Source organism: Rossellomorea sp. KS-H15a, assembly GCF_024195245.1.
Taxonomy (GTDB): Bacteria; Bacillota; Bacilli; order Bacillales; family Bacillaceae_B; genus Rossellomorea; species Rossellomorea vietnamensis.
On the sequence record NZ_CP096886.1, the window covers coordinates 423,790 to 436,737 of the forward strand.

Consider the following 12,948-nt stretch of genomic DNA (forward strand, 5'->3'; position numbering starts at 1 on the left):
TCAAGTGAAATTTTTTCTAAACCTTTGACGTTTAAAATCTCGTAAAACTTTTCATACTGATACTACACAGTAATCAGTATAAACGAGATGACCAATATAAAAAATCCAAGGTCCGTCCCTCTTAAACTGCGGGCCTGTGCAGGGAAAGTAGGGAGAGGTATGGAAGTGATGGCTCGAATGGAGAAGACAAAGAAATATGCGAGATTTGCAGTGGTCGGGGCTCTCGCGGGCTTGGTCCTCTTTTTGGTAGGGATCATGGGGGTTTTGATTTATGCCAAGGTTCAGGGACCGCCACCCCTTGCCGTCCCCCAATCCACTTTGATCTATGGTGAAGATGGTTCGGTCATAGGAGAAACGAATACCGGCGAGAAGCGCTACTGGGTGGGTCTGAAGGAAATTTCCCCAGCCCTCATTGAAGCGACGATCTCCATTGAAGACAAAAGCTTCTACCAGCATTACGGGTTTGACCTGAAGCGAATGGCAGGGGCAGCCCTTGCCGACGTCAAAGCGATGTCAAAGGTGCAGGGGGCAAGCACCATTTCACAGCAGTACGCTCGCAATCTATTTCTTTCTCATGATAAAACATGGAAAAGAAAGATCTCAGAAGCCCTCTACACGATCAGGATCGAAATGAACTACTCCAAGAAGGACATTCTAGAAGGCTATCTAAATACCATCTACTACGGCCACGGCGCATACGGTGTCCAGGCAGCGAGTCAATATTACTTCGGCAAGGATGCCAATCAATTGACCGTCGCAGAAGCCGCCATGCTCGCCGGAATACCGAAAGCACCGTCCTACTATTCGCCCGTTACTCACCCTGAAAATGCCAAGAAGCGCCAGGAGCTCATCCTTCTCTCCATGACCGAGGACGGCTTTATAACCAAAGAGCAAGAGGGTGTTTCCAAAGCGGCACCCATCCGCATCACAGGGGAGCACGCCCATCAAAAGGCGGAAACCGCCCCCTATTTTCAAGATGTGGTGAAAAGCATCCTCCGCTCTGACTTGGGAATTGAGGAACGTACCATCGAGATGGGTGGCTTGAAAGTCTATACGACACTCAACCCCGATCATCAAAAGGTGGCCGAGAAAGTCGTGAAGGAACAGATCCCCGATGAATCGGAAATCCAATTGGGATTTGTGTCCATGAATCCGAAAAATGGTTATGTCACAGCTTTAGTCGGGGGACGGGATTATGAAGAAAGTCCGTTTAACCGTGCCGTGCAGGCAATCCGCCAGCCGGGATCAACGATCAAACCGCTACTCTACTACTCTGCTTTAAAACAGGGGTTTACGCCATCTACGACGATGAAGAGCGAAATGACGTCCTTCACATTCGATGATGGAAAAAAATACACCCCTCATAATTACAACAACAAATATGCAGATGGAGATATCACCCTGGCCCAGGCCATCGCTCTATCTGATAACGTGTACGCCGTGAAGACCCATCTCTTCATCGGTCAGGACACCTTGACGAAAACGGCAAAAGAGAAGTTCGGATTGACGACAAAGGTGAAAAAATACCCTTCCTCGGCACTCGGTACATCAGGGGCACGGGTCATCGATATGGTCAACGCCTACAGCATCTTTGCCAACGGCGGGTATAAAGTGAAGCCTGTTTTCATTACAAAAGTGGAAGACTGGTCGGGTAAGGTCATCTATGAAAGCGAATCGAAAAAAGAGCAGGTGCTCGACCCGGATCTCACATACGTCATGACCCATATGCTCACCGGGATATTCGACCCTAAGCTCAATGATTACTCAACGGTAACGGGGATCCAGATCAAGAGAGACGCGACCCGTCCCTACGCAGGGAAATCCGGGACGACCAACACAGACAACTGGATGATCGGCTACTCCCCTCAATTAACGGCAGGAGTGTGGACCGGATACGATAAAGGAAAAGAGGTCTCCCTGGTCGATGATAAATACTTTGCCAAGAAAATCTGGGTCCACTTCATGGAAGAAGCATTGAAGGATGAACCCGTCAAAAACTTCAAACCGACCAAGGGCGTCGTCGGCGTGGCCGTGAACCCCCATAATGGATTGCTCGCCACAGAAGACTGTCCCGTCCAGCGCTTCACCTACTTTGTAAAAGGCACCGAACCGACCGAATACTGCCATGAACACTTAGGTGAAAAAGAAGCACCGAAAGAAAAGGCACCGGAAAAAGAGAAGAAGCCTTGGTATGAGAAAGTTAGGGATTGGATTTTTTAGTTTTTATTGTTATATAGCTGGAAATGGGGTTTTCGAGATGTCCAGCTCCGGCGGCTAGAGGCTCGAGGTCATAAGTCAAGCCAACCAAAAGGCAAAGGGCGCCTTTCCGATTGGCTCGCCTTATGCTTGTCGCCTCTGAACGAGCCGCCTCCGCTTTTCGGTACAACAAAAAACCCCGGGTTTGTGCGAACCCGGGGTTTTTCATGTCCTAGTTTATGTGCAAACTGTGATTTAAGTGTACTTTTTTTCTCTCCATAGAGCAAGATGTGAACGACATATTCAAACAACTGTCACATTTTGTTCACAAATCGTTTTATTTGATTTTGAGGGCTTCCTTTAATTCATCCTTTGAGCGTTCCCACATGCCTTCATCATGATTCTTCAAAAAGTCCGTAAGAATCCCTTTGGACTTGTCGTCCAGTTGATCCAGGACGATCTTCCGCTTGATGGATTTATCCATATTGTTCACATGCTCCGGCATAGACTTGTAGCCTCTGCGCTTCTCACGGTTTACAACAAGCTCACAAGCCGTCACTCCTGCATAGTACGGTCCGTCTTCCATCCGGTCGATGGTTATCCAGATCAACCAGTACGGCTTGCCGCCTGCAGAGTCCTCACGGTTATTCGTGAATTTGATCCCTTTTTCGATCGGGCTCCTTGCGTGCATCGCTCCGATTTCAATGGTCGCTTCCCCTTCTTCGACATCAATCATGACAGGCGAAACATTATCAAGGCTCAATGATCCTACCCCGTAACCGCCATGACCGTCAGTGGGGTCACTTTTGATGATATTGAATCCAATGTTTTTTTTCTTTTCCATGAAACGTCACTCCCTAGCTAAAGATTGAAAAAATCGTCGTGAATATAGTACTGAATGCCTGATTAGTCGCCGTCATGCCACCCTGTAGTAACGGCCAGATCGTATATTCGTCCAGAGGCGTGATGACGATGATCAAAAATAATAGAACGCCATATTGCTCATATTGGGTCAGTTTGGCCCTGACATGATTCGGTGACAAGTCCTCTATGATCCGGTACCCATCCAGTGGAGGGAACGGCAGTAAGTTGAAGACAAACAGCAATACGTTCAAGTAAACGATCATCTGCAGAAGGTCGATGATGAACGGTGGAACCCCGACGCCACCCGTCACCCCTACAAAAAAGTAAAAGATCCCGAATGCAATAAAGGCAAGCAGGAAGTTACTCAATGGGCCGGCCACGGATACCAGCACACCTGCCAAACGCGGATTCTTAAAACGGGATCTCATGACAGGCACGGGCCGCGCCCAGCCAAATCCCACAATTAATATTAAAAGGGTCCCAAACGGGTCCAGATGTTGAATCGGATTCAATGTGAGTCTTCCTTGATCCTTCGCCGTCGTATCCCCGAACTTGTATGCCACATAGGCGTGGGCGAACTCATGAACCGTAAAGGCCATGACGAGGGCGATCACGACAAACGGAAGCTCTTCCAACCGAAAGACGGAAATCGACTCAAAAAGTGAGCTAATGGTATCCAAAGTATGTACTCCTTTAAAAAATGTTTTACTTTCTTATTCCATAGTATACAGAAAAATTCCTGCATTCATGACATATCATATCAAACTTGCTCTCTCATCCCCCAGCCATTACATTTATAGAGTAAGAGCCTACCACAGATTGTACCAAATCCGAAAGCAAGGAGCGAATCATTATGCCTTATATCACCGTAAAAATGCTCGAAGGCCGTTCAGAAGAGCAAAAGCGTGCCCTCGTCGAAAAAGTGACCGAAGCCGTCAGCGAAACCACCGGTGCCCCTGAAGAAAAAATCGTCGTCTTCATTGAAGAAATGACGAAAGGCAACTATGCCGTCGGCGGCAAAAGACTCAGTGACCAATAAAAGCAAGTCATAAGACAAGCCCGCTGCGAAGGCATTCCTTTCAGCGGGCTTGTCTTATGATTCCGACTTTTTTCAAATCCGGAATTCCACACGGGCAACATTTGCATCTGACGAATACGATATACCATACACTCGACGGAAAGGGTGAAATGAATGGACATGACGATTGGCGATGTGTTCTTACAATTGTTCATGATGGCTTTTCTACTAGCCATTGTCTTTGTCGCTTTTATGGTGGCGAAAGGTCTTCGGGTCAGAAGGATCCAGCAGCGGGAACAAGACAAACAGGTTGAAGAAAAGCTTGATCAAATCATCGAAAAAATGAATCAATCATCTAAATCATAACGATGTAAAAGGGGATCACTCGACAAGAGTGATCCCCCTTCCAATCCTATAAGAACGTTCTCTACTGAACGATTTTTTTTGATTTTAGTCCATCAATGTAAGCGAAGGCTTCGTCGATCTCTTCTTCGGTATATTTCTGCTTGCTCTTGAGTGTATGCACTTTTTCCACGACTTCTTCTTTTGAAAGGTTGTCAAAATATAAGACGGTCGAAACAAGCTCCAAAAAGCGTGCTGATTGAACGTTCATATCCGTAAGGCAATCCTTCAGGTGAGGCATATCCTTTTCATAGATCTCCAGGAAGTCCTCCCCTTCCTTCGTGACCGTATAGCGGTATTGATAGTAGCCGCCCTTTTTCTCCTTCACCTCGGAGATGAACCCCATATTGCATAGCTCCTCCACCCGAAGCGTCAGTTCTTCCGAATACGGACCATAAAAATGAAATTGAAATTTTTCCTGAAACGGGAATTCAAGCTTCTTGGCGATGAATATCATCTTCTGAAGCTTCTTCCTACCCACCACTTCACCCGAGGCTAAGAAGGCACTCATCAGTTTGGCATGATCTTTCAACAATGTACGTCATCTCCTACTCCTAGTATTGCATGTGTCGTTTACAGCTCCAAAATCTTCCGTATCTGTCTCTTAATATTCTTCTTTGTTGATTCGTCATATAGTAAATCCACTGGATAGTATAATTTATGGTCGGTCCGGCGTTTTCCGGAAATGGAATCCACGATGTCCGACTGCCTGGATAATTCGCGCAGCTCCTCATTTTTCATTAACAAATGAATCGGGAGCCGTTCCTCTTCCTCGCCCGGCCTGTAGAAATCGTATGGAAGATCTGAAGATGAGTCCACCACCAAGTAATAATCGGGATCGATACCCGCCTTTTTAAAGAGGGCTTCCAGTTCACTGTGCTTCTTGTATTCCTTCGCAGGATCGAACTCCACGTACTTGAATAAGTTCCGGTTCATGAACCGCTCGCACAAGTCCCGCAAAATCGGGTCTTCTTCTTCCTGCCAGATCTGAAAATAGTACATGATGACCGCTTCATCGAGCTTAAGATAATCCTCAAGGGCCACTTCCCCTTCAAACAGGGAATAAAAATGGATCGGGCTTTGCTTAAAGGAATAGAACTCTCCATGAAGCTCCTTCGCCCTATGTAAAATCTTCGTCAGGATCACTTCTGCACTTCTCGTCACCGGATGGAAATACACCTGCCAGTACATCTGATAGCGGCTCATGATGTAGTCCTCCACGGCATGCATCCCGCTCTGCTTGATGACAACCTGGTCTTCACGGGGCCTCATCACACGGAGGATCCGCTCCATGTCGAAATGCCCGTAGCTCACCCCTGTAAAATAGGCGTCACGCTGCAAATAATCCATGCGATCGGCATCGATCTGGCTTGAAATGAGGCTGACGACCAGCTTGTTACTGTACGTCTTGGCGATCACTTCTGCCACATGCTTCGGAAATTCAGGTGCCACTTTAACGAGCACCGCGTTCACCTCTGTATCCCCTAAGATGATGGCTTGGGTAAAATGCTCGTGATCGAGGTGAAACACCTTTTCAAAAGAATGGGAAAACGGACCGTGTCCCAGATCATGCAATAACGCAGCACACAATGACAATAAGCGTTCATCCTGGTTCCACTCCGGTCTTCCGACGAAGACATCATCGACGATGCGGCGGATGATTTCATACACGCCAAGTGAATGATTGAACCGGCTGTGTTCCGCTCCGTGAAAGGTCAAGTAGGTGGTTCCGAGCTGTCTGATTCTGCGGAGTCGCTGGAACTCTTTTGTCCCAATCAAATCCCAGATCACGCGATCCCTTACATGAACATAGCGATGAACAGGGTCTTTAAATACTTTTTCTTCATGTAATTTCTGCTTGGCATACTCCATCTTCTACCCTCTTCCTAAACTAGCATATTTCTATTATAGCGACTTGCTCCATCGCATTCATCTCGAATTTTGTCGAAAAAAATAGGTATTTGTCCTTTGATTGTTCCACCGCAAGCGTTCCAAATCCTTCAAAAAAATTTGGACGCTTGACAAAAAATCTCTCCTATTATTTCTCTACCCCTTATGTAGTTTCCTTTTCCAAAGAGGCGCAAACCTTTATTTATTTTTATCAGTAGAAAAGAAAAAACTCCCTCAGGAGGAAGTTTCCCTTTATTTCTTTATTTTCTTGATCACTTTTTCCATCAATTCTTCTTCAGTCAACGCCGCTACAGGACGATTATTCACGAAAGCGAATGTCTTTTTGCGTCCTGGACCACAATAGGATTGGCACGCAATGTCAATCGGTGCGTCCGGATCGATCTCCTTTAATTTTGGAATCAAGGTCTTTAGGTTAACGGCCTGACAATCATCGCAAACACGGAATTCGTTTGCCATCTGTCAACAACCCTTTCTATCTATTGAAATGGATTTTATACGTCGTAAACATCGATTTATAGAATACAGTTTTCAGTCATGTTTTGCAAGTGAACTTCGTTTCCATCTCACATGCGTTCATCACTGATACAACGAAACTAGCAGACAGAAAATAATTTTAACATATTCGTATAAAAACCTGAGAAATGGTCCATCCTTTTATCAACGAATACTTTAAGAAAACTTTGGGAGTTGAGATGAAAATGATGATGAAAACAAGACAGGATGCCTGGACGGAAGAAAATGATCTATTATTGGCCGAAACGGTCTTACGTCATGTGCGTGAAGGCAGTACACAACTGAATGCCTTCGAGGAAGTCGGGGACAAACTGAACCGCACATCCGCCGCATGTGGATTCCGCTGGAACGCCGTTGTGCGCCACCAGTACGAGAAAGCTCTTTCACTAGCAAAAAAACAACGCAAACAGCGCCATCGCATCCTCGGGAAAGACCAGGGCGGCAAGAAAAAGCTATTATACCAGCCACCGACACCTTCCTTCGACGATTTAGACGCTATGTCTCTATCAATGTCTGAAGCGGAAGAAGAAATGGAGTTTGCAGAGTACGAGAACTACGTACCGGAAACGGAGCAACTGGGGAAAGAAACCGAAGAAGCAGTCCAGAACTTTAATGTGGAAGCAAGTGAGGAACCAGCTTACGTGGCGCAACAGGCACCTGCTGCCAACCACTTGGTAAAGCCAGCGGGACTAAAAGGGGAAGTCACACTTGAAAAGGTGATCGCGTACCTCCAGAACCTGGCCCAAACCAACATGAACTCTGATTACGTAAAAATTGAGAATCAGAGACTGAAGCAGGAGATTTCCGACCTCCGAAAAGAAAATGCCGAGCTCGAAAAGAAAGTCAAAGCCCTTGAAAACAATTCCGTCACGATGCAGGAAGACTACGAAACACTCATGCAAATCATGAACCGTGCAAGAAAGCTTGTCGTATTCGATGAAGACGAATCGAAAGCACCCCGTTTCAAGATGGATCGAAACGGAAATCTCGAAAAAGTAGCTGAATAATGGTATTCCCAACCAGTGCGCCTGTGGGCGTGCTGGTTTTTTGCGTGGGGTTTGTGATATTCAAAAGAATCTCTTTCCACAAAACGTAAAGGGTGTCCAGTTTGGTTCAAAACTAGTTACTTAAAATCTATTTTAGCTAAAAATGCGACGATTAAGAGTGGAAGTTCAGTCCAAGACGGGGGATATCCCCTCGATTGCGTCATTTCACCATTTATTGCGTCGAAATCGGGGATGATTGCGTCATTTTTATTTTTATTGCGTCGAAATCAGCCTTGATTGCGTCATTATTTTATTTAATGCGTCTTTTTCCAATTCCATACAAAAAAAGCCGGACCCTATTCCATATAGAAGCCCGACTCTCTTCCTTATCCCAGCACCTTCTCATTCCGATCCACGACCCGCTGATAATACATCTCGTACATCCCATACTCTTCCCCCTGGAGGGCACTGCTGTAAAATTCGCCGCTGAATCCTTTCAACGACTGCAGGAAGCGGAGCATCACATCCTGGATCGATAATTCGACGCCTAAGAGCTCCGATAAAGAAGCCATCACCTCAGGGGCAATCTCCGGAAACGTAAACTTCGACGTTCCATCCTTCAGTCCGGTCTCATAAAAACGCTGAATCAGCCTCGCCCGCTCAGAACCGCTTCCACTGGCGCAAAGGTACACCTGAACGGCTACCCCGTTCCGGATCCTCCGCTGGGAGATCCCTGCGAACTTCTGATCATTGATGCTGAGATCATAACTGCCGGGACAGTACGATTGTGTGATTTCCTTTGCTTCAATTTCCACGTCAAACTCCTTGAACATATCCTTAACCAGCAGCCACATAGCGTCGTAGCCTCGGTTAATGTCGATGCCTTTTTCAGAATCAGGGAAAACCAATGAAAGATTCAAAACCCCTTCATCCAATACGACGGCAAGGCCCCCGGAATTTCGTACAATATATCGGTAGCCTTCCTCTTCCAGCACCTCTAAGGCGTCCGAAAGAAACGGCAGCTTTGTATCTTGAATACCTAATACAACCGTTTGATGATGGACCCATGAGCGAGCCGTCGGATCAGACTGCCCTGCTCCGATCGCCGTGCACAATGTATCATCCATAGCAAACGACTGCAGGGCTCCGAACATCGGTCCCAAACTTGATTGATCAATCACTCTCCATCGATCTTGACGAAGCAGTGCATATGCTTTTTCCTTATCCATAACGCTTCTCCTTCACTTACAACATGCGAGCTCATTATATCACATAATGATGGGGTTTCTAAAAAGGGGTTGGACAATCTTTATCGAATTGTCTGTTAAAACTTGAGGTTCGTTTGACAGGTGAATTCCCCTCAATTTTTGCCTGTCAAAAAAATGGCGTTATTTAACAGGCGACCACCGCAAAAAAACCGAACCCCCTAAAGGATCCGGTTTTCCGATACATCTATCTCCTTACAGCGCCTGAGCTGCCGTAATCAATGCAAGCTTATACACATCTTCTTCGTTACAGCCACGGGAAAGGTCGTTCACAGGGGCGTTCAGTCCTTGAAGGATCGGGCCTACTGCTTCGAAGTTCCCTAAACGTTGAGCGATTTTGTACCCGATGTTTCCTGCTTCAAGACTTGGGAATACGAATACGTTGGCATTCCCTTGGATGTCGGCACCCGGTGCTTTCTTTTCCGCTACGGATGGAACGAAGGCAGCGTCGAATTGGAATTCACCGTCGACAGTCAGTTCCGGTGCTTTTTCTTTAGCAAGAGATACGGCTTCTACCACTTTTTCCGTTTCAGGTGATTTAGCCGATCCTTTTGTCGAGAAGCTAAGCATCGCAACGCGTGGATCGATGTCGAACATATCAGCTGTCTTCGCACTTTCGATGGCGATTTCAGCTAGATCCTGGCTGTCAGGTGTGATATTGATCGCACAGTCAGCGAATACATACTTCTCGTCTTCACGTACCATGATGAAGACACCGGATGTCTTACGGACGCCTTCTTTTGTTTTGATGATCTGAAGGGCAGGGCGAACCGTATCAGCTGTTGAGTGTGCTGCGCCGCTTACAAGTCCGTGAGCCTGGCCGGTGTAAACCAGCATCGTACCGAAGTAGTTACCGTCCAAGAGGATCTTCTTCGCATCTTCTTCAGTCGCTTTCCCTTTACGACGTTCCACAAATGCTTTCACAAGCTCGTCCATACCAGCAAAAGATGCCGGGTCAACGACGTCACAGCCGTCAAGTTTCACACCAAGCTGATCCGCTTTGGCGTTCACTTCATCCACATTTCCGACTACGATCGGTGTCAGGATGCCGTCTGCAGACAAACGGGATGCTGCTGTCAGAATGCGTTCGTCCGTCCCCTCAGGGAAAACGATCTTTAACTCTTTGCCTTTTACTTTATCCGTTAATGTTGTAAATAAGTTGCTCAATAGAGGAACCTCCTTGATTTATACATATCCAATCTTAGAATACTCTTCTCATTGAGGAATTCAAGGAAAAGGAGAAATGATACCGGTTTCAACTTAAAAGTCTTTGTTTTCTAATAATTTTTACCCAATCCAGGAGTATCCTAAGCCTGTATGACAATCTACGAGGATAGTGTGTTCCAGAAATCCACCGTCTATCCGCTATTTGTGCCATTTTAGCGACATTGGGTTTTGTATTCTTACTCAAGGGTGAAACTATGATATAGTAAAGTTGGAAAAAGTACTTTAAGGAGTGATTACGTTGGCAGAACCGGCACAAACATTAGATGGTTGGTATTCCCTGCATGATTTTCGCGCAATGGACTGGACTTCATGGAAGATGCTTCCGAGTGAAGAAAGGGCCTCGGCGATTTCAGAATTCCACCGTTTCTTAGATCGATTGAACAGCACTCAGGATGCAAAAGAAGGAAGTCACGCCCTTTACACGATCGTTGGGCAGAAAGCGGACTTCATGCTGATGATCCTTCGTCCGACAATGGAAGAATTAAATGAGCTGGAAAATGAATTCAACAAGCTGAAAATCGCTGAGTTCACCATCCCGACATTCTCATATGTTTCTGTAGTGGAACTTGGTAACTATATGCCTTCAGAAGGCGATCCTTATGAGAATCCTTACGTACAGGAACGTATCTACCCGATCCTTCCGAAAGCAAATCATGTCTGCTTCTACCCGATGGACAAGCGTCGCCAGGGGAATGATAACTGGTACATGCTGCCGATGGAAGAGCGTCGTGACATGATGAGAAGCCATGGTATGATCGGCCGCCAATACGCAGGCAAAGTAAAACAGATCATTACGGGTTCTGTTGGTTTCGATGATTACGAATGGGGTGTCACACTGTTCGCCGATGACGTGCTTCAGTTCAAAAAGCTTGTATACGAAATGCGTTTTGATGAAGTAAGCGCCCGCTTCGGTGAATTCGGTGCCTTCTACGTAGGAAACCTATTAAAAGAAGAAGCTATCTCAAAATTCCTTCACGTGAACTAAATACATCACAAACGACAAGTCCCTGTGGCTTGTCGTTTTTTTATTTTTTTATAAGCATGGTGTTGGTTGATTTCCACTCCAGGTGCTCGCTTTCCGCGGGGCTGGCGGTGAGCCTCCTCAGCTTCGCTTCCGGGGTCTCACCTGTCCAGCGTTTCCCGCAGGAGTCGAGCACCTTCCGCTTCAATCAACTTCCAAGCATGAGTTCTTATTTGAGATAACAGCATTTTCAAAATGCATTTGATTTTGGCTCCTTTAGAAGAACGGCTGTTTTCTTTCAGACGTTCTTCTCCCATTTGTAAGCTTTGTCACGCCTTTCATAAAGTTGTGTGAGGGGTAAAGAAAGCACTACATAAATAAAAGCACAGAGTGGAGTGGAGCGGAAGGCACTTGACTCCTGCGGGAATAGAGGAAATGTCGAGACCCCGCAGGGCAAAAGCCCGGGGAGGCTTGACTTCCTCCCCGCCGGAAAGCAAGTGCCTGAAGCGGAAAGGAACGGTCCACTTTCAAAACAACCACTCTTCTTAACAAACCATCCCCCCCTCCCCCATTCAAAAAACACAAGAATATATTATTCCCACACAACATAGACATGAAATAGTGAGACATAGCATCTCCTAAAGTGAGGTGGGAAGATGGCTGTTATTCCTTATAACGAGAAGGAAGTAAAGCTCCTGGCTCGATTGATGAGGGCTGAGGCCGAGGGTGAAGGACAACAAGGAATGCTGATGGTAGGGAACGTCGGGGTGAACCGGGTCCGATCCGATTGCCTTGACTTCAAGAAACTGGCGAATCTTCAGGACATGGTGTTTCAAAGCCCTGGTGGATTCGAGGCCACCCAGAAAAGCTATTTTTATCAGCGGGCCCGGCAGAAAGAGATCGATTTGGCGCGGAAGACCATTAAAGGCGGCAGATATCACCCTGCATCTTACTCCCTTTGGTTCTTTAAGCCCGCCGGGAATTGCCCTGCCGAGTGGTATAACCAGTCCAATGCGGGACGATTCAAATCCCACTGTTTCTATCAACCCACTCAAGGTGATTGCCCAAAAGTATATTAATCTTACTTAAAGGAGGTATTCGGTTTGGCGAACCAATCAAACCCGTATCAAGGGTATAATCAATCTGCTTATAATCCTTATGGTCAGTATTACGGTGGTGGGCAAGGTCAGGGACAATACTATCCCCAGCAGCAAGGTCAAGGTGGTGGAGGGTATCAGATTCCTTCCCCTACGAATGCCCCGGCGCCTTCTCAAAATGTTCCGGGAATGCTTCCGATTGAAGAGTCGTATATCGAGAATATTCTCAGATTGAATAAAGGAAAAGTCGCAACGGTTTATACGACGTTTGAAAACAATAAGGAATGGAATGCGAAGGTGTTCAAGGGGATCATTGAAGCCGCCGGTCGGGATCACCTTATCCTGAGCGACCCGCAAACCGGTACACGGTACCTCATTCCGATGATTTATCTTGATTACATCACATTTGATGAAGAAATCGAGTATGAATATCCATACGGTGCGGGAGGCTCCATGCAAAGCTATTCCCAACGTTAAAAAAATACCCTGTCGGGAAATCCTCTTCCTG

At 46.4% G+C, this 12,948-nt stretch carries 14 protein-coding genes; 7 read left to right on the forward strand and 7 right to left on the reverse strand.

The features are described from left to right. Positions 1–159: 159 nt before the first annotated feature. Positions 160–2,220 (forward strand): transglycosylase domain-containing protein, encoded by a 2,061-nt coding sequence (locus M1J35_RS01970; RefSeq protein ID WP_254652641.1) that lies wholly within the window; start codon positions 160–162, stop codon positions 2,218–2,220. Positions 2,221–2,533: 313 nt separating this feature from the next. Here the strand turns inward: M1J35_RS01970 and M1J35_RS01975 are convergent, their stop codons facing one another. Then, positions 2,534–3,040: a YwhD family protein gene (locus M1J35_RS01975; RefSeq protein WP_254652642.1), complete on the reverse strand. Its 507-nt coding sequence runs from the start codon at positions 3,038–3,040 to the stop codon at positions 2,534–2,536. 13 nt (positions 3,041–3,053) lie between these two features. Then, positions 3,054–3,659 (reverse strand): site-2 protease family protein, encoded by a 606-nt coding sequence (locus tag M1J35_RS01980; protein ID WP_254653673.1) that lies wholly within the window; start codon positions 3,657–3,659, stop codon positions 3,054–3,056. 254 nt (positions 3,660–3,913) lie between these two features. Here M1J35_RS01980 and M1J35_RS01985 point away from each other — a divergent pair, with 254 nt between their 5' ends. Further along, positions 3,914–4,099: a 2-hydroxymuconate tautomerase gene (locus M1J35_RS01985; protein ID WP_254652643.1), complete on the forward strand. Its 186-nt coding sequence runs from the start codon at positions 3,914–3,916 to the stop codon at positions 4,097–4,099. 153 nt (positions 4,100–4,252) lie between these two features. Then, complete coding sequence (locus M1J35_RS01990) at positions 4,253–4,444, forward strand: DUF4083 family protein (RefSeq protein ID WP_254652644.1); 192 nt, start codon at positions 4,253–4,255, stop codon at positions 4,442–4,444. A 61-nt stretch (positions 4,445–4,505) separates the two neighbouring features. Here M1J35_RS01990 and M1J35_RS01995 read toward each other — a convergent pair whose 3' ends face one another. From M1J35_RS01995 to M1J35_RS02005, 3 genes are all read right to left on the reverse strand, one after another. Beyond that, positions 4,506–5,015: a YwgA family protein gene (locus M1J35_RS01995; RefSeq protein ID WP_224522519.1), complete on the reverse strand. Its 510-nt coding sequence runs from the start codon at positions 5,013–5,015 to the stop codon at positions 4,506–4,508. Between the two features lie 38 nt (positions 5,016–5,053). Further along, positions 5,054–6,352 (reverse strand): HD domain-containing protein, encoded by a 1,299-nt coding sequence (locus tag M1J35_RS02000; protein WP_254652645.1) that lies wholly within the window; start codon positions 6,350–6,352, stop codon positions 5,054–5,056. 270 nt (positions 6,353–6,622) lie between these two features. After that, the gene (locus M1J35_RS02005; protein ID WP_034765044.1) at positions 6,623–6,847 is read right to left on the reverse strand and encodes a YuzB family protein; all 225 of its coding nucleotides are present in this window, start codon (positions 6,845–6,847) and stop codon (positions 6,623–6,625) included. A gap of 248 nt (positions 6,848–7,095) precedes the next feature. Here M1J35_RS02005 and M1J35_RS02010 point away from each other — a divergent pair, with 248 nt between their 5' ends. Further along, positions 7,096–7,911, forward strand: coding sequence for an RsfA family transcriptional regulator (locus M1J35_RS02010; RefSeq protein WP_305882342.1), 816 nt, complete (start codon positions 7,096–7,098; stop codon positions 7,909–7,911). A 365-nt stretch (positions 7,912–8,276) separates the two neighbouring features. Here the strand turns inward: M1J35_RS02010 and M1J35_RS02015 are convergent, their stop codons facing one another. Next, a complete protein-coding gene (locus M1J35_RS02015; protein ID WP_254652646.1) occupies positions 8,277–9,119 on the reverse strand; it encodes an octanoyl-[GcvH]:protein N-octanoyltransferase in 843 nt (280 codons plus the stop codon). Positions 9,120–9,350: 231 nt separating this feature from the next. After that, positions 9,351–10,322: a phosphate acetyltransferase gene (gene pta / locus M1J35_RS02020; protein WP_060674296.1), complete on the reverse strand. Its 972-nt coding sequence runs from the start codon at positions 10,320–10,322 to the stop codon at positions 9,351–9,353. Between the two features lie 298 nt (positions 10,323–10,620). Between pta and hemQ the strand changes: the two genes are divergently transcribed. The 3 genes from hemQ (at position 10,621) to gerQ (ending at position 12,917) form a co-directional block, all read left to right on the forward strand. Further along, positions 10,621–11,367 carry a hydrogen peroxide-dependent heme synthase gene (gene hemQ, locus M1J35_RS02025; protein ID WP_254652647.1) on the forward strand — a complete coding sequence of 249 codons (747 nt, stop codon included), beginning with the start codon at positions 10,621–10,623 and terminating at the stop codon, positions 11,365–11,367. A gap of 632 nt (positions 11,368–11,999) precedes the next feature. Beyond that, complete coding sequence (locus M1J35_RS02030) at positions 12,000–12,422, forward strand: cell wall hydrolase (RefSeq protein ID WP_034765031.1); 423 nt, start codon at positions 12,000–12,002, stop codon at positions 12,420–12,422. Between the two features lie 24 nt (positions 12,423–12,446). Beyond that, positions 12,447–12,917 (forward strand): spore coat protein GerQ, encoded by a 471-nt coding sequence (gene gerQ / locus M1J35_RS02035; protein ID WP_034765028.1) that lies wholly within the window; start codon positions 12,447–12,449, stop codon positions 12,915–12,917. The last annotated feature ends 31 nt before the right edge of the window (positions 12,918–12,948 follow it).